Raw genomic sequence first — 17,591 nt, forward strand, 5'->3', positions numbered from 1 at the left:
TGAGCGCTGGGGCATTCAATCCAAGTCCAGGCCGAAGTTCCGCCTGAAGGCATCGCAAAACTCCACTGTCCCACTGAGGGACAGGGTGAGCGTATGCCGCGGCTTGCCGGGCGGGCCGGCTTCCACCTCCAACCGTCGCGAAACCTCGTCATAGTGCAAGGCCTCGGGCGCCGTCAGCTCCTGCATGCCGTGCAGGTCGTAATCCCAGTCAAAACCCTCCTCGAGCGGGCCGCGCCGCCCGGGGAATTCCGCGTGGGCCCATGCCAATACCTGGACGGCTTCAGCATGGACGGCCAGCACCTGCTCCGGCCATGTGGAGGCCATGGCTTCCAGCGTGCCCGTGCCGTCGCTGCTCTCGGCGTAATCGAATTGGAGGTAGTCCAGGCTCAAGGGAAGCGCCTGGTGCTCAATAAGTGCCCGGATAAGCCCCGCCGTCAGCCAGCACGTTTTGCCCCGTCATGTAGGCGGCATGCGTGCTGCACAGGAAGGCGCAGATGGCGCCGAATTCTTCGGGCGTGCCGAAGCGCTGGGCCGGGATGTTCTTGCGGCGCGCATCCATGATGGCTTCCAGGGGCTGGCCGGTTTTTTGCGCAGCGCCGCTCATGGTGCCGCGCAGGCGGTCGGTGTCGAAAGCGCCCGGCAGCAGGTTGTTGATGGTCACGCCTTGCGCCGCGAGTTTGGTGCGTGCCACGCCGGCCACAAAGCCGGTCAGGCCGCTGCGCGCGCCGTTGGACAGACCCAGGATGTCGATAGGCGACTTGACTGAGCTGGAGGTGATGTTGACGATGCGCCCGAAACCGCGCGCCGCCATGCCGTCGACCGTGGCCTTGATGAGTTCGATGGGAGTCAGCATATTGGCGTCCACCGCCTTGAGCCAGGCGTCACGGTCCCAGTCGCGGAAGTCACCGGGCGGCGGGCCGCCGGCATTGGTCACCACGATGTCGAAGTCCTTGCGCAGCGCGAACACCGCGGCGCGGCCTTCGGGTGTGGTGATGTCGGCGGCGACATACTGGACGCTGGCGCCTGCGGGTTTGCCCTTATCCGTCTTCAGTTTTTCAGCCGCGACCTTCAGCGTTTCCTCGCCGCGCGCCACGATCAGCACATGCACGCCTTCGCGCACCAGCGCCTCGGCGCAACCCAGACCCAAACCCTTGCTGGCGCCGCAGACCAGCGCCCATTTGCCTGCAATACCCAAATCCATAATAATTCCTCATTACAACCACGGGGGAGAGCGGCTCATGATACTGAGTAAATACAAAATGCAGGCGGGAATGGTTATCGCTCCCCTGCTCACATCGCTGCTGGTTTTCAGTGCGGCGACACAGGCCCAGCCGCAAGGCGAGGCCGTACTGATCAAGCGCGCAGCCCAACTGCGCGAAGGTCCGGGCGAATCGGCCCGCAGCCTGGCCCCGCTGCCGGTTCAAACCTCGGTGACCCGGCTGGGCGAGCGCAACGGCGCGTGGATCAAGGTCCGCATGGCCGACGGCACCAGCGGCTGGGTGCACATGTTTGACATCACGGCCCCCAGCTCGCAGGCCGGTGCCGGCACCGGTGCACTGCGCAGCCTGTCGAGCTTTTTCAACAAGGGCAGCGCACAGGCGCCGGGCGGCGCAGTGGCCACATCCACCGTCGGCATTCGCGGCCTGGGTGCGGAAGACCTTGCCAATGCCGTTCCCAACCTGGCGGCCGTGGCGCAAGCCGACGCCAACCGTGCGAACGCTGCGCAAGCCAGGCAGTTCGCGGGCGGTGCCTCGCTGAACGTCCGGCAGGTCGATCCCCTGCCCACACCCACACCGCCGGCTGCCGCACCCAGCACCAGAACCGAACAATACGGCGGCTAAAAACAAGACAAGAGGCACCGCAATGAATCTTCACACCCTCCAAACACTGGCAACTCCCGCACGCCATGCGGTTTTTGCATTGACCCTGCTGGCCAGCTTGCTCCCTCTGGGCGCTCATGCCCAGGATGCGGGCAAGGCGCTAGGCGGCCTGTTCCAGTCACTGATACGCCCGAACCAGCCGGCGCAGCCCGCCCCCGCGCAACCCAACTCTGCGGCCGGCCTGGCCGGCGCGTTGCTGGGCGCCAGCCTTACACCGGGCGGACAGCAGGCAGCCCAGGGTGGTGACCTGTTCCAGCTGTTGTCACAGTCGCTGGATCAGATTGACGAACCACGTGAAATCCAGATCGGCCAGCAACTGGCCGCCGTGCTACTGGGCAGCAAACCGCTCTACCCTGACGTGGCTGCGCAGCGCTATATCAACCAGCTGGGCCGCTGGATCAGCCTGCAGTCATCGCGGCCCGACCTGCCCTGGACCTTCGCCATCCTCGACGACCCCGGGTTCAACGCATTTGCCACGCCAGGCGGTTATGTCTTCGTCACCAAGGGCCTGATGGACCGCGTGGCGGACGAAAGCGAATTGGCCGGTATCCTGGCCCATGAAATCACCCATGTCACAGCCAAGCACCACTTGATTGCCATGAACAAGGCGGCACGCGCCGGCCTTCTGACGCAGGTGATCAGCTCTCAGCTGAAGAACGACCTGGGCGGCCTGGTGTCGTCGCAGTTGCTGGCGCTGGGCAAGAACATGTACACCAAGGGCCTGGACCAGCAGGACGAGTTTGACGCCGACCGTACCGGCGTGGCTCTCGCCGCGCGCGCTGGGTTCGATCCCTACGGCCTGGTGGCTGTGCTGCAGCAACTGCGCAGCGCTGCGCCGGATGACGCATTGTTTGCGCTGTCCCTGAGCACGCATCCGCCCGCCCAGACGCGACTGAACCAGCTTGAGCAGGCCATGGGTACCCGGCTGGACGCGTATGCAGGACAGCCATCCGTCACGGTGGCGCAGCGCATCAGCGGTGCGAACCGCAGGCCTACAGCGCAAGCGCCTGCGTCGACGCGTACACCCGCAAAGAAGTAGCAGCGCCCCTGACACCACGCGCTATTAAATTAATAGCAGCTTGCGCACGTAGTACCTGGGCTAGAGGCCGATCTGATGCCTAAGCAGCTTCGGTGCGCGCGGGAATCCTTAACCCAGCATAAGCCGCGGGACTGGCTTTGCCAGACCGCAGGCGGGCGGCCCCTTCTGTAATGAAAGGGGCAGGGAGAAAGGCCGTAGGCCACACGAAGTGAGCGACCGTGAGGGCCACTATCTGCCTCTCGTGAAAACGAAGATCCCTGCAATCACCAGCACCGTCCCCGCCGCCACCCAGACCGTGAACGGCTCACCCAGAATCAGCACACCCATGAGGATGGTGGACATCGGGCCCACCATGCCGGTCTGCGCGGCCATGCCGGCGCCGATGCGTTCGATGGCCATCATCACCATCAGCACCGGTACCGCCGTACACAGCGTGGCATTGAGCAACGACAGCCAGATCACCTCGGGCGCCACGACTGCCGCGCTCAGGGGCCGCAGCAACACAAACTGCAACAAGCACAACAGGCAGGCCACGGTGGTAGCCAGCCCCACCAGGCGCAATGAGCCGAGCCGCCTGACCATCTCACCGCTGTAAACCAGATAAAGCGCGTAGCTCACCGCGCTCAGGAACACCAGCAGCGCACCCCAGGCAGCGTCCGCGCCCTGCAGCGTGATCTCGTGGCCGAACACCAGCACCACGCCGCAGTAGCTGATGGCCATGCCGATGATTTGCAGCGCGCCAACTCGGCGCTTGTACAACACCAGGCCCAGCAGCAACACCAGCGTGGGATTGAGATAGAGGATGAGTCGTTCCAGTGACGCACTGATGAACGCCAGGCCGGCGAAGTCCAGGAAACTGGCGAGGTAGTAACCCGTGAAGCCCAGCCACAGCACGCCCAGCCAGTCCTTGCGCGTCAGCGGCGCCTTGCCCCGGCTGGCCCACCACGCCATCACCGCAAAGATGGGCAGCGCAAACAGCATGCGGTACATGATCAGCGTGACGGCGTCGACGCCGTAGCGATAGGCCAACTTGACAATGATGGCCTTGCCGCTGAACGCGATGGCACCGAAAGTGGCCAGCAGCAAACCAGGCGCTATGCTTTTAGTAGCTGCTTGCGCTCGTCCTGCTTGGGCTGTCGGCCTGTTTTTATCAGATTTATCGCTCAAGGTCGTTTCTTAAAAGCCCACAGCCTGGCCGTCGCGGCGTGGATCGCTGGCCGCCACATAGCCTTCGACCTTGGGGTTGCCGGCACGCCAGATGAACTGGCCGGCGCCAAAGTCCTGGTAGGAGTCGTTGATGACTTCCATGCGGTGGCCGCGGTCGGCAAGGCCCTGCACGGTACTCGGGTCCATCGTGGCCTCCACATTGATCTCAAGGCCGGCGTTGTAGCGCCAGCGCGGCGCATCGCAAGCCACCTGTGGGCTCTGGCCGTAGTCCAGCATGCGCACCAGTGTCTGCATGTGGCCCTGCGGCTGCATGTTCGCGCCCATCACGCCATAGCTCATCACGGGTTTGCCATCCTTGCTGAGGAAGGCCGGAATAATGGTGTGGAAAGGCCGCTTGCCCGGTGCGACCTGGTTGGCGCCCGGCAGCAGGCTGAAGGCGTGGCCGCGGTTTTGCAGGCTGATGCCGAACTCGGGCTCGACGCAGCCTGAACCAAAACCCATGTAGTTGCTCTGGATGAAGCTCACCATCATGCCGTCTTCATCGGCTGCCGTCAGGTAGATCGTTCCGCCCTTGACGGGATTTCCCGCGCCAAAGTCCTGTGCCTTTTTCATGTCAATGAGTTTGGCACGGGATGCCAGATACGCGTCATCGAGCATTTGCTCGGCCGTCACCTCCATTGACGAAGGCTCGGCCACGTACCGGTAAATATCGGCAAACGCCAGCTTCATGGCTTCGATCTGCAGATGCTGGGAATCCACGCCATCCACCGGGAGCCCGGCTACATCGAACTTATCAAGGATGCCCAGCGCAATCAGCGCCGCAATGCCCTGCCCGTTGGGCGGAATTTCGTGCAGGGTATAGCCCCGGTACTCCTTGCCGATGGGCTTGACCCATTCCGGCTGGTAGCTTTCAAAATCTTTGGCGGTGATGCTGCCGCCGTTTTGTGCGGAGAATTTTTCGATGGCCTGGGCAATGGCGCCGCCGTAATACGCCGTGCCCTTGGTTTGCGCAATAGCACGCAACGCTTTGGCTGCGGCCTTGAACTGGAACAGTTCACCGACATTCGGCGCCCGGCCCCAGGGAAGGAAAGATTGGGCAAAGCCCGGCAGCGATTTCAACTCCCCCGTAGCGGCCGCCCACTTCTGCTGCACCACGGGCGGCAACAAATAGCCGCGCTCGGCGATTTCAATTGCAGGCTCCATCAGGTCGGCGAAGGGAAGCTTGCCGAAACGCTCGCTCAAGGCCACCCAGCCGGCCACCGCACCCGGTACGCTCACGGAATCCATACCGCGTTTGGGCGGCGTCTGCGCATCGCTGCCGTATTTGCGCTTGAAGTAATCCGGCGTCCAGCTTTGCGGCGCGCGGCCCGATGCATTCAGTCCATGCAGTTCCTTGCCGTCCCAGAGGATGCAAAAAGCATCGCTGCCCAGGCCGTTGCTGACAGGTTCGACAATGGTCATGGCGGCGGCAGCAGCGATCGCGGCATCTACCGCATTGCCGCCCTTGAGCATCATGCGCAAACCGGCCTGCGCGCCCAACGGGTGCGAAGTCGAAACAACGTTGCGGGCAAACAGCGGCAGGCGGGTGGAGGTGTAGGGGTTGCTGTAGTTGAAATTCATGGGTCACCTGTGGAAGGCAAGGCAAGGAAGAATGGATGCCGGCGGTCATGGTGTGCAACCGCAGGCGGGAAGTCAAACTGACCGGCATCGTCACGACCAGGCGGCGCGATGCGGTGAAAGGCATCAATCGGCGCTGATTTTCCGCTCGACAATGATTTTCTTCCACCTGGCCGTGTCCGTCTTCACCATGGCCGCAAAGGCCTGCGGGGTGCCACCCGCGGGTTCGGCGCCCAGTCTGGCAAAGCGGTCTTTCACATCGGAATCGGCCAGGGCTGCGTTCACCGCCTGGTTGACCTTGCCTGCCAGGTCTGGCGCCATGCCTTTGGGGCCGTAAACCCCGAACCAGGTGACCGACTCAAAGCCCGGCAGGGTTTCCGCCACCGCCGGCAGATCGGGAGCGAGCGCCGTGCGTTTGAGGCTGGTGACCGCAAGGGCCCGCAGCTTTCCATCTTTCACATGCGGCATGCCGGTGACAAAGGAGTCGAACAGCACGTCGATCTTGCCGCTGATCAGGTCCGGCATGGCCAGTGCCGTACCGCGGTAAGGGATGTGCAGGATGAAGGTCCCCGATTGCGCCTTGAAGTATTCGCTCATCAAGTGGATGATGGTGCCGTTGCCGCTGGACGCGTAGTTCAAACGCCCGGGGTTCTTGCGTGCATGATCGATAAATTCGCCCATGGTCTTTGCCGGCGACGTGTTAGGCACCAGCACCACATTAGGGGAACTTGCCACATAGGCAATCGGCGTGAAGTCTGTTTCCGCGTTGTAGGGAATCCGGGGGTTGACGGCCGGCCCGATGCTGTGGGTGCTTGAAGTCGCCAGCAGCAGCGTGTAGCCGTCAGCAGGCGATTTGGACGCAGCATCGGCGCCTATCGTGCCGCCGGCGCCCGGCCGGTTTTCGACCACAACCGTCTGGCCGATTTTCTCGCCCAGCTTTTGCGACAGGGCCCGTGCCAGGATGTCCGTCGCGCCGCCTGCCGGAAACGGCACGATCATGCGAATGGGTTTGGACGGATAGTTCTGGGCCATGGCGGGGCCCACGAGAGTCACGGCGGAAGCCGCAGCCAGGGAAATAATATGTCTACGTTTCATCTGGCCATTGTGCAACGATTTTGAGCGCCGACTATGTCGCAAACAGGCAAAACAAAAGGCACCCGAAGGTGCCTTTTTTGTATGTGCTTCCCGTTGATCAGTCAGCTTCAACGAAAGCTTCTTCCCGTTTGTTTTTGATGCTTGGCAGCAGCACGATGGCCAGCAGCAGCACGGCGGCTCCCAGCAGTCCGGCCGACAGTGGACGCGTCACAAACACGCTCCAGTCGCCACGTGAAAGCAGCAGGGCCCGGCGCAGGTTCTCTTCCATCATGGGGCCCAGGATGAAGCCCAGCAGCAAGGGAGCGGGTTCGCAGCCGAGCTTGACGAACATGTAGCCGATCACACCGAAGATGCCCACCATCCAGATGTCGAAGGTGTTGTTGTTGGTGGAATACACGCCAATCGCGCAGAAAAGCACGATGGCCGGGAACAGGTAGCGGTAAGGCACAGTCAGCAGCTTGATCCACATCCCGATCAGCGGCAGATTCAGGATCACGAGCATCGCGTTGCCGATCCACATCGAAGCGATCAGGCCCCAGAACAGTTCAGGGTTGCTGGTCATGACCTGCGGGCCGGGCTGAATGTTGTGAATCGTCATGGCGCCCACCATCAAAGCCATTACGGCGTTGGGCGGAATGCCCAGCGTCAGCAGCGGAATGAAGGAGGTCTGCGCGCCGGCATTGTTGGCCGACTCAGGTGCTGCGACGCCGCGGATGTTGCCCTGACCGAAAGGCACTTCACCAGGCCGCATCTTGATTTTCTTCTCAAGGGCGTAACCCGCAAATGCGGCAAGCAAGGCGCCACCGCCGGGGAGAATCCCCAGTGCCGAACCCAGGAAAGTACCCCGCAGCACGGCAGGCGCCATGTTCTTGAAGTCTTCTTTGGTGGGGAAGAGTCCCGAGACCTTGGCGGTGAAAACCTCACGCTCATGCTCCGGCTGCGCCAGATTGCTGATGATCTCGCCGTAGCCGAATACACCCATGGCGATGGTCACGAAACCAATGCCGTCAGTCAGTTCGGGAATGTCAAAGCTGAAGCGGGCAACACCGGAATTCACGTCGGTTCCGACCAGACCCAGCAGCAGGCCCAGCACGATCATGGCAATCGCCTTGAGCAGCGAGCCGGAAGCCAGCACCACGGCGCCGATCAGACCCAGCACCATCAGTGCGAAGTATTCGGCGGGGCCGAACTTGAAGGCCAGTTCGGTCAGCGGCGGTGCAAACGCGGCCAGGATCAAAGTGCCTACGCAACCGGCAAAGAAAGATCCCAGGCCTGCCGCGGCAAGCGCGGGCCCGGCCCGGCCTTTTCTCGCCATCTGGTACCCGTCAATACAGGTCACCACTGAAGACGACTCCCCTGGCAGATTCACCAGAATGGCGGTGGTGGAGCCGCCGTACTGGGCGCCGTAATAAATACCGGCCAGCATGATCAACGCCGACACGGGAGGCAGCGCGTAGGTGGCCGGCAGCAGCATGGCAATCGTAGCCACAGGGCCGATACCCGGCAGAACACCAATCAAGGTACCCAAAATACAGCCGATCAGGCAGTACAACAAATTGATCGGCGTGAATGCCACGCCAAAACCTATCGACAAATGATTTAGCAATTCCATTTTTTATTCTCCTTAGCCGATAAAGAATGGCCAGACCGGGAACTGCAACTTGAGCAGGACGACGAAAGCCAGGTAACTGCCGATGGCCAGCACCGTCGCAAGAATGAAGGTGTTTTTGACCTTCCAGCCCTCTTCGGCCATGCTGGAAATGAAGGTCAGCGCATAAATCGCCACGATCATGCCCATGGCGGGAATCTTGATGCTCGGCAAACCGGCCAGCAAAATGCCAAATACCAGATTGGCCAGAATGATGAAAATGAGGGGCTTCCAGGCCCACTTGCCGATCTTGTCGCCGCCTACGGTTTCCACCACCAGCGCCTTGAAGGTAATAGCACCTCCCAGAACAGCCATCAAAATACCCAGCATGAGAGGGAAGTAACCCGGACCCATACGGGCACCTTCACCCACGTTGTAGGTGGTTGCCCCCCATGCGAACGCCACACCGACCCCCATGAACATGAGGCCGGAGAAAAAGTCTTTCTGACTCTTGATATTCACGGCTGTCTCCTCAATACATATAAAAGAAAGAATCGGTGGATTGTGCATTCAATCACCCGGCCCCCGCCATGTGGCTTTCACTTACCTTTCGTAATCTTTTGGCTTACCTCTTGCTTACAACGGGCCGGCCGCTGTAAAAGGCTGCAAGGACTCAGTCCAAAGACGGGGTGGAGGCCAAAATTTCCTCGATGGTTGTCAGCCCCTCTGCCACTTTCAGCGCGCCGGCCAACCGAAGCGGGCGCATACCTTCGCTGACCGCCTGGCGGCGCAGCGCATCGATATTGGGTTCTTTCGAGACCTTTTCCTTGAAGCCTTCCGTGACGGTCAGCAGCTCATAAAGCCCCATGCGCCCACGGAACCCGGTCATCCGGCAATCCACACAGCCCACCGGCTTGTACGGCCGGTAGCCGCCGCTGATTTGCCAGGGTTTGACCAGGTCGGCGAGCGTTTCGCGTGAGGCGGCCTCGTCAGGCTGGCGGCAATTGCTGCACAAGGTGCGTACCAGCCGCTGGGCCAGCACACCCAGCAAGGTGGCGTTGATCAGGTAAGAAGGAACCCCGAGTTCCATCAGGCGGGACACCGCCGACGGGGCGTCATTGGTATGCAGTGTGCTGAAAACCAGGTGGCCAGTCAGCGCGGCTTGCACGGCCATCTCGGCCGTCTGCAGGTCGCGGATTTCGCCCACCATGATGATGTCCGGATCCTGCCGCATCAGCGCGCGCAGCCCTTCGGGAAAGTCGAAATCCAGATGCGGCTGGACTTGTGTCTGGTTAAAGGAGGCCTCGATCATTTCGATCGGGTCCTCAATCGTGCTGACGTTGACTTCTTCAGTCGCAAGCCGCTTGAGCGTGGAATAAAGCGTGGTGGTCTTGCCGGAGCCGGTAGGCCCGGTGACCAGGACAATGCCATAGGGCCGCTTGACCAGTTGCTCCCATCGTTCGGCGTCGTGCTGCGAAAAACCCAGTGCATCCAGGTCCTTGACCGTGGTGTCCGGGTCAAAAATCCGCATCACCATTTTTTCGCCGAAGGCTGTGGGCAAAGTGGACAGGCGCATCTCAACTTCGTCGCCGCGCGGGTTGCGGGTCTTGATGCGGCCATCCTGTGGTCGGCGCTTTTCCACCACATCCATGCGGCCCAGCAGCTTGATGCGGGCGGTCATGGCGTTGTGCACGCCCATGGGCAGTTGATAGACCGGATGCAGCACGCCGTCGATGCGAAAGCGGATCACGCCCTGCTCGCGCCGCGGCTCCAGGTGGATGTCGCTGGCGCGCTGGTCAAAGGCGTACTGCCAGAGCCAATCCACCACCTGCACCACGCCCTGGTCGTTGGCGTCCAGCTGCTTGTTGCTTTTGTTCAGCTCAACCAGTTGTTCAAAGCTCGCCGACGTCGCCCCACCGCCGGCCTTGATCGCCGCCTTGACGGATTTGGCCAGTGCAAAAAATTCGGCGGTGAACTTGGTGATTTCGAGGGGGCTGGCAACCACAAGGCGTACGCTGCGCTTGGCCTGACGTTCGACCTCCTGCACCCAATCAGTCACGAAAGGCTCCGAAGTGGCAATCACCACCTCGCTGGGGGTCACCTGCACCGGCAGTACCTTGTGCCGCTCGGCATACATGGCCGACATGGTGTCCGCCACCTTGCCCACGTCCACCTTGAGCGGGTCAATCCGCAGGTAGGCAAGGCCGGCCCGTCCGGCCAGCCATTGCGTGATCGTTTCCATGTCCAGGGGTTTGCCGTCGGCCAGGCGTGTCATGCCGACACTGGCAAGCCGGGTTAACGGCGGCTGCGCGCTTTGCACCTGGGAGCAGCGTGCAATCGTGCGCTGGGCTTCGGCGGCGCTGATGACGCCGTCTTCGCTGAGCCACTCAACCAGCATGCGCCAGCCCAGCGGCCCGGCAGGAGGCTTTTTCACGTGCAGGTCTTTGGGGTGTTTGGGGTGCGTCACGGCGCTCATGGGTCGCACTGTACCCCATCCACCTGGGTCTTTACCATCCGCGCGGCATCATCATCACGCCGCCGGCGCAAAGAGCCGCAGCCATTTTTTGGCAGGCAGCTTCCAGCACGACTCGATGACACCGGCCTGCTGCAGCAGGTCGGCCCGCTCGGGACGCGTCGGGTCGCGTTGGGCCAGCACCACAGTGTTGCCTTCGCGCGTCGGCCGAAACGCCCAGACCGCCTCGGGCCCGAACGCTTCCGCAATTTTTGTCAGCGACTGCACGTAACTTGAATCACGGCCAAAAAGATTCACCGTCATCACGCCGTCTTCCGCCAGAAGCCCGCGGCAGTCTTCATAAAAATCCGCGCTGTCCAGCACCGGCGCCGCCGCTTCATGGTCATACAGGTCGACATGCAGGAAGTCCACCATTCCCTGGTGCACAGGGTTTTTGATTTCCAGCGCCGCATCGGCTTCAATGACATGCAGCCTCAGGTCGTCCCGCGGCAGCTTGAACCAGAGCCGGCAGGCCGTGATCACCTGCGGATTGATTTCAATCGCCGTGGTTTTCATGCGCAGCTTTTTATAGCAAAACTTGGTCAGCGCGGCAGAACCCAAGCCCAGCTGCATCGCGTGCTTTTTAGACACAGCCGCCGCGTCGGTGAACAGCAGCCCCGCCATCATGCGCTGCACGTACTCCAGTTCGATGTCATACGGTGCATCGCGCAGCATGGAGCCCTGCACCCATTCGGTGCCCAGATGCAAAAAGCGCACCTCACCGTAGTCGGAGAAATTGACTTCGGGTAGTTCGGCCGTCGTTTTCACTGTTTCTTTTTTTGACATCAAACCAGTCCATGCTTTTCAAATACTTCACGCCAGGCAGCGAGTTTGCGCTCAAAACTCCAGGAAGCATTCGCCGGGCTGGTGGAAGGCAGCTTGTAGAACTGGACCCCCACGCTCGGCACTGACGTGTCCTCGCTGCCCCCCGAGGGGGTGCTCGCGCCTTGGGGCTGCCCGGCGGCGCTCAGGGCAGCCTTCACAACCAATGAATGCTTGAAGCTTTCACCACCGTTATGCGCAATGGCTTCCAGCCTGGGACACAGGCCCTTGAGACCCGCCAGGTCGTTCACCACCGCATTGCGGATATTGCTGTCCAGGCTGCCCTCGCGTTCACAGGCAGCGTACACGTCCCACAGGCCAAGCCCTTTTGACAAAAGCCATTCGCTACGAATTTGATAGCTGCTCGCGCCCGTTCCCATTGGACCATCGGGCCAAATGGCTTGCAAAATCTTCCAGAAATGGTTTTGCGGGTGGCCGTAATACTGCTGCGCAGCCAGTGAGGCGGCGCCCGGAAAGCTCCCCAGTACCAGCAGCCGAGTGCCGGGAGAAACCAGCGGCGCCAGACCTGCCAGCACAGGTTTAGCGGTGTCCTCGGTGCCCTTTTTCACGCCAGAAGGGCTCTCAGTTTCGGCAGCGCCCGCAATGCGTTGGCGGTCGTTGCGGCCGCCAGCGACTCCAGCGGAATTCCCCGCAAATCCGCCACCTGCTTCGCAATGCGCGGCAACTCGCCCGGCTCATTGCGGCCCTGGGCCTGGCCCGCTTCGCGCTCCGCCGCGGTTTTGTAGATCCAGTGGGGCGGAATGTCAGGCGAATCCGTTTCCATCACCAGCGCCTCCAGGGGCAGTTCTGCCGCCAGGCGCCTGAGTTGCAAGGCAGGCTCAAACGTGACGGCGCCGCCAAAGCCCAGCTTCAGGCCCAGCTTGATGAATTCCGCCGCCTGTTGCTCGCTGCCGTTGAACGCATGGCCGATGCCGTGCCACCCGCTCTCGGGCGCCAGGTCGCGCAGGTGCTTGAGCAACTTGTCAGCCGATCGCCGCACGTGCAGGATGACCGGCAGGCCGTGCTTGCGCGCCAGCTTGAGTTGCTCGCGGTAGAAGTGCTCCTGGCGTTCACGCATCGGGCTTTGCGTCAGGGCAGGCACAAAATAATCAAGGCCGATTTCACCCACCGCGACCAATCGCGGATCAGACCGCCTCAACGCAAGCTCGTTATCCAGCGCCTGCAGGTCGGCGTCTTGCGCCTGGGGCACACACAGCGGATGGATGCCCAGCGCATAGCTGTCGGAAAAACGGTGTGCCAGCACACGGACTGCCTCGAAATTGAACACGCCCACCGCCGGCAGCACGCAGTGTGCAACGCCTGCAGCGGCTGCCCGCGCACGAACTTCAGCGACATCGACGGACAGTTCACCGGCGTCAAGATGGCAGTGTGTGTCTACCCAGAAAGTCATTCAGTCAATGCGGCAGGGCACCCGGGATATGAAAAGAAAAGGTACAAAAAAAGGAACGGCCTGGCGCAGGCCTTGCTTGCGGAAGATGTTGACACAGAAATGAAATCGGGACACGCTATGCTTTTTTTGAGGAAATGCACGCGCAATTCGTTACCGTTTTTTTTGCCCCCCGATCTCTTTTCGTCAACCTCTGTCAACCACCGTCGACTGATAACCCAAGGAAAAGCCAACATGAAATTATCCCGTCTGATGAGCCACATTCTCGGAGCCGGCCTCGTTGTTTCAAGTATGGCCAGCCCCGCCTGGGCACAAGACCAGAAGTTGCGGCTGATTACCTGGGCCGACTATGTGCCGGCCGATGTCGTGGCGCAGTTCAAAAAGGAGACCGGGATCGACGTTGAGCTCACGCTGTCCAATAACGAAGAAATGATTTCCAAGCTGCGCGCCACCGGCGGCGCCGGCTTTGACCTGGCCCAGCCCTCGCAGGACCGCATCACCGGCCCGCAGCAGGAGTTCGGCATTTACAAGCCCATGGACCTCAGCAAGATCAAATCCGATCTGTTCATCCCGTCCATGCTGGAAGCCACCAAGAAAAACACCACGCTGGACGGCAAGGTTTATGGCCTGCCGCACATCTGGGGCACCGACGGCCTCGTCGTCAATACCAAGCTGGCCAAGATGACCGACTACCCCGACCTGTGCAAGGCAGATGTCAAGGGCAAAACCGCCGTGCGCCTGAAGCGCCCCACGCTGCTGGCCTTCGCCTTTGCTTCCGGCAAAGACCCGTTTGCGCTCTACAAGGACCCGAAAGCCTACGGCGCGCTGATGGACGAAGTCGGCAAGACCATGATTGCCTGCAAGAGCAACATCAAGTTCTACTGGGACAACAAGGATCAGCTGCTCAACGGCATGCGCGCCGGTGAAGTGGTGGGCGCCATGATGTGGGACACCGGCGGCTGGAAGCTCAATGCCGAAAAACCTGAAATCCAATACATCGCACCGAAGTCGGGCGCACTCGGCTGGATCGACACCTTCGCCATCCCGGCCAAAGGCCGCAACGATGCCGCCGCCTACGCCTGGATCAACTTCAACATGCGCCCCGAGATTGCCGCAAAAGTGGCAGGCTCTGCCGGCAACTTCACCGCCTCCAAGGGAGCCGACCAGCTGGCCGATCCCAAGCTGAAAGCCCAGTTCGCCGCCAGCTTCCCTGAAGCCGCGTTGAAAAACGTGAAGTGGTATCCCGCAGTGCCTGCCGGCATCGAGGACATCGAAGGCCGCGTATTAGACCGCGTGAAAGCAGCCCAATAACCGGCAACCGGCCTATCACCGGTGCACGCAGACCTTCAAGCCGAACACGTCGGTAAAACCTACGCCGGCCAGCCCGCGGTCAAGGACTTGTCCTTTACCGTGGAGCGCGGCAGCTTCTTTTCCATTCTCGGCCCGTCGGGCTGCGGAAAGACGACGCTGCTGCGCATGATCGCCGGCTTTCTGTCGCCCGATGCGGGCCAGATCCACATCGGCGGCAAACCCATGAACGGCGTGCCACCCAACCAGCGGCCCGTCAACATGGTGTTCCAGCACCTGGCGCTGTTCCCCATGATGTCGGTCGGCGAAAACGTCGGCTACGGCCTGGCGCGGCGCGGCTTGTCGCGCGCCGACATTGCCAGCAAGGTCGGCGCCATGCTTGAACGCGTGAGCCTGCCCGGCATGCAGGACAAGCGCGTCGATCAACTGTCAGGCGGGCAGCGGCAGCGCGTGGCGATTGCGCGCAGCCTGGTGCTCGAACCCACACTGCTGCTGCTCGACGAACCGCTGGGCGCGCTGGATTTAAAGCTGCGCGAGCACATGAAAGTCGAGCTCAAGCAGCTGCAGGCGGCCTTCGGCACCACCTTTGTTTACATCACGCACGACCAGTCCGAGGCATTGGTGCTGTCCGACCATGTCGCAGTCATGAATGCCGGCAGTTTTGAGCAGGTGGGTACACCGCAAGAGCTGTACTACCAGCCGCAAACGCCTTTCGTCGCGGGCTTTGTGGGCGCCAACAACAAGCTGCAGGGCAGTGCCGCCGCCGGCACGGAAGCCGGCAACGTGGTGGCGCTGACGACCGGCCAGGGCCTTGCCATGCGGGCCCGCGCTGTCGGCAAAATCCTGACCGACCAGTCCGTGCAGGCGTTTGTACGGCCCGAGGCGATCAGTCTGGCCCGCGACGCCGCGGAGCTGCCCGCTGACCACACAGCCTACGCGGGCCAGGTTGAGAGCCTGCTCTTCGACGGCGCCAATTCGGCCGTATTGCTGCGCGAAACCACCAGCCGTACGGAATTTCGTATCGCGCTACCGCAGACCGGGCGCTTTGCCGACTTGCGTGTCGGTGAAACGGTGGCCTTCAGCTTCGACCCCGCGCAAGCCACCTGTTTTGGGACAACCGGCGCCTAGCGCCTGCAGATCATGCAAGCCGCAGCCGCCATGCCCGCAGCAAATGCCGGACCCGCATCGGCGCAGGCCAAACTTATCCTGCTGTTGTTGCTGGCGCCGGCGCTGATCTGGCTGGTGGGCCTGATCGTTCTGCCGCACATCGACCTGGCCATCCTGTCGCTGCGCGAACGCATCGCACCGCGGCAATACGCGCCCAGCATCGCGCAGTACCGCACCTTTATCGACGAACCGCTGTATTGGCACACCTTTGTGCGCACCGCCGTCATGTCCATCCTGGCCACGCTGATCACCTTGCTGCTGGCGTTTCCCATCGCCTGGACGATTGCCAAACTGGTGCGCGGCCGCGCCAAGTCGCTGCTGCTGGTGATGTGCCTGATCCCCTTCTGGGTCAGCGAAACCGTGCGCACCCTGGGTTGGATGATTCTGCTGCGCGAATCGGGCGTGCTGCCCGCCGTGCTGGTGCAGCTGGGCCTCACTGATGCACCTGTAGAGCTGCTCTACCGCGACGCCACCATCCTGGTCGGCCTGGTCTATACCTCCATGCTCTTCATGGTGGTGCCGCTGATCAGTGCGCTTGAAAGTCTGGATGACACGCTGATAGAAGCCGCCTATGACCTGGGCGGCAACGGCCCTTCCATCCTGCGACAAATCGTCATTCCGCATGCCGCGCCCGGCATCCTCGCCGGCTGCATCGTGGTCTTCATGCTGACCTTAGGCAACTACCTCACACCCACGCTGTTGGGAGGCAAGAACTCGCTCTGGTTTACCGAGCAGATCTACACCCAGTTCATCACGCGCTTTAATTGGGAGCAAGGCGCGGCGTTTGGATTTTTGCTGCTGGGTTTGTCCACTGCCATCGTCTGGCTAGGGCTCAAGTTGACCGGCCAAAAATTTGGTGAAGTAATGAGGAAGACATGACGCCCCCCCGTTGGACCTCACTGCGTGTAGCTCCCTCCCCCCTAGCAGGGGGCGACCGCTGCGGCCCGGCAAAGCCGGTTCCGCGCCGTCACTGGCGAGGACTTGGGGAGAGTGTTAGATGATCGCCTCCCTGCCCCGGCCCGCCTGGCTGCGCACAGGCACGGTGGTGTATGGGCTGGCCTTCTTCGCCTTCCTGTTCCTGCCGCTGGTCGTGGTCGCGGTGTTTGCCTTCAACGACGCTCCCTACCCGGCACCGCCCTGGCGCGGCTTCACGCTCGACTGGTTTTTTGGCAGCAAGACGGGGCGTATGGGGCTTTTTGCTGATCGCCCCATGCTCGCCAGCCTCTGGACCAGCGTGGTGGTGGCCGGCTGGGTCACGCTGCTGGCGGTGCTGGTGGGCACGACCAACGCCTTTTTGATTGAACGCAGCCGCTTTCCGGGCAAACAGGTGCTGTCGATGCTGATGCTGGCGCCGCTGGTCATTCCCGGCGTCATCCTGGGTATTTCTATCCTGGCGTTTGCCAGCCGCCTGGCCCAGTTTGCCGACGACTGGTGGGGGCTGGAGCTGGATTTCCTGCGGCCGGGGCTGCCGCTGGTGGTGCTGGGCCAGTTTTCCTACATCGTGTCCATCGCCACGCTCATCATTTCGGCCCGCCTGAAACGTTTTGACATCACCCTCGAAGAGGCGGCATACAACCTGGGCGCCTCCCGCGCCGCGGTCTTCGCCACCATCACCCTGCCTTACCTGAAACCCGCGCTCATCGGCGCTGCAGCGATCTCGTTTTTGATGTCCTTCGAGAACTTCAACACCACGCTGATGCTGGTCGGCTCGGACGCACCGCTGACCGTCATGATGTACGGACGCATGCGCGAGGGCGCCACGCCGGTGCTCAATGCCGTCAGCCTGTTCCTGATGCTGGCCTCGGCGGCCCTGGCGCTGACCCTGCTGCGCAAGCCCGCCGACAGCCCCGGCGCCTGAAGCAGTCCAGGCCGCCCCAAAATCGGGCTCGAATCGAGCCCAGACTGCGCAGTAATAGGCGCTTTACAAAGCCCCCTACGCCTATACCCAAATCACGTGCACGGATGCACAAATCGTGATACGGTGCAAC

General features: G+C 61.8%; 17 protein-coding genes. 6 read left to right on the forward strand and 11 right to left on the reverse strand.

Features of this window, described 5'->3' with window-relative positions; genetic code table 11:
- Positions 1–15 precede the first annotated feature (15 nt).
- Together ACXJKE_RS05380 and ACXJKE_RS05385 are read right to left on the reverse strand one after the other, a co-directional pair.
- Positions 16–390 (reverse strand): hypothetical protein, encoded by a 375-nt coding sequence (locus tag ACXJKE_RS05380; protein WP_457279519.1) that lies wholly within the window; start codon positions 388–390, stop codon positions 16–18.
- Between the two features lie 16 nt (positions 391–406).
- Complete coding sequence (locus ACXJKE_RS05385) at positions 407–1,201, reverse strand: SDR family oxidoreductase (RefSeq protein WP_457279520.1); 795 nt, start codon at positions 1,199–1,201, stop codon at positions 407–409.
- Positions 1,202–1,271: 70 nt separating this feature from the next.
- Between ACXJKE_RS05385 and ACXJKE_RS05390 the strand changes: the two genes are divergently transcribed.
- Together ACXJKE_RS05390 and ACXJKE_RS05395 are read left to right on the forward strand one after the other, a co-directional pair.
- Entirely contained in the window at positions 1,272–1,841 is a 570-nt protein-coding gene (locus ACXJKE_RS05390; protein ID WP_457279521.1) for an SH3 domain-containing protein, read from the forward strand.
- Between the two features lie 22 nt (positions 1,842–1,863).
- On the forward strand, positions 1,864–2,919 hold the full coding sequence (locus ACXJKE_RS05395) for a M48 family metalloprotease (protein ID WP_457279522.1): 1,056 nt from the start codon (positions 1,864–1,866) through the stop codon (positions 2,917–2,919).
- A gap of 228 nt (positions 2,920–3,147) precedes the next feature.
- Here ACXJKE_RS05395 and ACXJKE_RS05400 read toward each other — a convergent pair whose 3' ends face one another.
- From ACXJKE_RS05400 to ACXJKE_RS05440, 9 genes are all read right to left on the reverse strand, one after another.
- On the reverse strand, positions 3,148–4,017 hold the full coding sequence (locus ACXJKE_RS05400) for a DMT family transporter (protein ID WP_457279802.1): 870 nt from the start codon (positions 4,015–4,017) through the stop codon (positions 3,148–3,150).
- A gap of 78 nt (positions 4,018–4,095) precedes the next feature.
- Positions 4,096–5,706 carry a gamma-glutamyltransferase family protein gene (locus ACXJKE_RS05405; protein WP_457279523.1) on the reverse strand — a complete coding sequence of 537 codons (1,611 nt, stop codon included), beginning with the start codon at positions 5,704–5,706 and terminating at the stop codon, positions 4,096–4,098.
- 123 nt (positions 5,707–5,829) lie between these two features.
- Positions 5,830–6,798 carry a Bug family tripartite tricarboxylate transporter substrate binding protein gene (locus tag ACXJKE_RS05410; RefSeq protein ID WP_457279524.1) on the reverse strand — a complete coding sequence of 323 codons (969 nt, stop codon included), beginning with the start codon at positions 6,796–6,798 and terminating at the stop codon, positions 5,830–5,832.
- Between the two features lie 97 nt (positions 6,799–6,895).
- Positions 6,896–8,410 carry a tripartite tricarboxylate transporter permease gene (locus tag ACXJKE_RS05415; RefSeq protein WP_457279525.1) on the reverse strand — a complete coding sequence of 505 codons (1,515 nt, stop codon included), beginning with the start codon at positions 8,408–8,410 and terminating at the stop codon, positions 6,896–6,898.
- A 12-nt stretch (positions 8,411–8,422) separates the two neighbouring features.
- Positions 8,423–8,908, reverse strand: coding sequence for a tripartite tricarboxylate transporter TctB family protein (locus ACXJKE_RS05420; protein WP_457279526.1), 486 nt, complete (start codon positions 8,906–8,908; stop codon positions 8,423–8,425).
- A 151-nt stretch (positions 8,909–9,059) separates the two neighbouring features.
- The gene (locus ACXJKE_RS05425; RefSeq protein ID WP_457279527.1) at positions 9,060–10,862 is read right to left on the reverse strand and encodes a GspE/PulE family protein; all 1,803 of its coding nucleotides are present in this window, start codon (positions 10,860–10,862) and stop codon (positions 9,060–9,062) included.
- A gap of 54 nt (positions 10,863–10,916) precedes the next feature.
- A complete protein-coding gene (locus tag ACXJKE_RS05430) occupies positions 10,917–11,684 on the reverse strand; it encodes a spermidine synthase (RefSeq protein WP_457279528.1) in 768 nt (255 codons plus the stop codon).
- Positions 11,684–12,289 carry a DNA-deoxyinosine glycosylase gene (locus tag ACXJKE_RS05435; protein ID WP_457279529.1) on the reverse strand — a complete coding sequence of 202 codons (606 nt, stop codon included), beginning with the start codon at positions 12,287–12,289 and terminating at the stop codon, positions 11,684–11,686. The genes ACXJKE_RS05430 and ACXJKE_RS05435 overlap by 1 nt, the downstream gene beginning before the upstream one ends.
- Complete coding sequence (locus tag ACXJKE_RS05440; protein WP_457279530.1) at positions 12,286–13,131, reverse strand: TatD family hydrolase; 846 nt, start codon at positions 13,129–13,131, stop codon at positions 12,286–12,288. The genes ACXJKE_RS05435 and ACXJKE_RS05440 overlap by 4 nt, the downstream gene beginning before the upstream one ends.
- Positions 13,132–13,362: 231 nt before the next feature.
- On the opposite strand from ACXJKE_RS05440, the gene ACXJKE_RS05445 reads away from it, so the two are divergent.
- The 4 genes from ACXJKE_RS05445 (at position 13,363) to ACXJKE_RS05460 (ending at position 17,461) form a co-directional block, all read left to right on the forward strand.
- Complete coding sequence (locus tag ACXJKE_RS05445) at positions 13,363–14,439, forward strand: extracellular solute-binding protein (RefSeq protein WP_457279531.1); 1,077 nt, start codon at positions 13,363–13,365, stop codon at positions 14,437–14,439.
- Positions 14,440–14,460: 21 nt separating this feature from the next.
- Complete coding sequence (locus ACXJKE_RS05450) at positions 14,461–15,564, forward strand: ABC transporter ATP-binding protein (RefSeq protein ID WP_457279532.1); 1,104 nt, start codon at positions 14,461–14,463, stop codon at positions 15,562–15,564.
- Positions 15,565–15,576: 12 nt separating this feature from the next.
- Positions 15,577–16,482, forward strand: coding sequence for an ABC transporter permease (locus tag ACXJKE_RS05455; protein ID WP_457279533.1), 906 nt, complete (start codon positions 15,577–15,579; stop codon positions 16,480–16,482).
- Between the two features lie 118 nt (positions 16,483–16,600).
- On the forward strand, positions 16,601–17,461 hold the full coding sequence (locus tag ACXJKE_RS05460; protein ID WP_457279534.1) for an ABC transporter permease: 861 nt from the start codon (positions 16,601–16,603) through the stop codon (positions 17,459–17,461).
- Positions 17,462–17,591: the final 130 nt, after the last annotated feature.

The organism is Polaromonas sp. P5_D5 (assembly GCF_054049435.1).

Coding starts and splice junctions, on each gene's coding strand:
- ACXJKE_RS05385 (WP_457279520.1), bottom strand. CDS start 1,201: ATGGATTTGGGTATTGCAGGCAAATGGGCGCTGGTCTGCGGCGCCAGC.
- ACXJKE_RS05390 (WP_457279521.1), top strand. CDS start 1,272: ATGGTTATCGCTCCCCTGCTCACATCGCTGCTGGTTTTCAGTGCGGCG.
- ACXJKE_RS05395 (WP_457279522.1), top strand. CDS start 1,864: ATGAATCTTCACACCCTCCAAACACTGGCAACTCCCGCACGCCATGCG.
- ACXJKE_RS05405 (WP_457279523.1), bottom strand. CDS start 5,706: ATGAATTTCAACTACAGCAACCCCTACACCTCCACCCGCCTGCCGCTG.
- ACXJKE_RS05410 (WP_457279524.1), bottom strand. CDS start 6,798: ATGAAACGTAGACATATTATTTCCCTGGCTGCGGCTTCCGCCGTGACT.
- ACXJKE_RS05415 (WP_457279525.1), bottom strand. CDS start 8,410: ATGGAATTGCTAAATCATTTGTCGATAGGTTTTGGCGTGGCATTCACG.
- ACXJKE_RS05425 (WP_457279527.1), bottom strand. CDS start 10,862: ATGAGCGCCGTGACGCACCCCAAACACCCCAAAGACCTGCACGTGAAA.
- ACXJKE_RS05430 (WP_457279528.1), bottom strand. CDS start 11,684: ATGTCAAAAAAAGAAACAGTGAAAACGACGGCCGAACTACCCGAAGTC.
- ACXJKE_RS05440 (WP_457279530.1), bottom strand. CDS start 13,131: ATGACTTTCTGGGTAGACACACACTGCCATCTTGACGCCGGTGAACTG.
- ACXJKE_RS05445 (WP_457279531.1), top strand. CDS start 13,363: ATGAAATTATCCCGTCTGATGAGCCACATTCTCGGAGCCGGCCTCGTT.
- ACXJKE_RS05455 (WP_457279533.1), top strand. CDS start 15,577: ATGCAAGCCGCAGCCGCCATGCCCGCAGCAAATGCCGGACCCGCATCG.
- ACXJKE_RS05460 (WP_457279534.1), top strand. CDS start 16,601: ATGATCGCCTCCCTGCCCCGGCCCGCCTGGCTGCGCACAGGCACGGTG.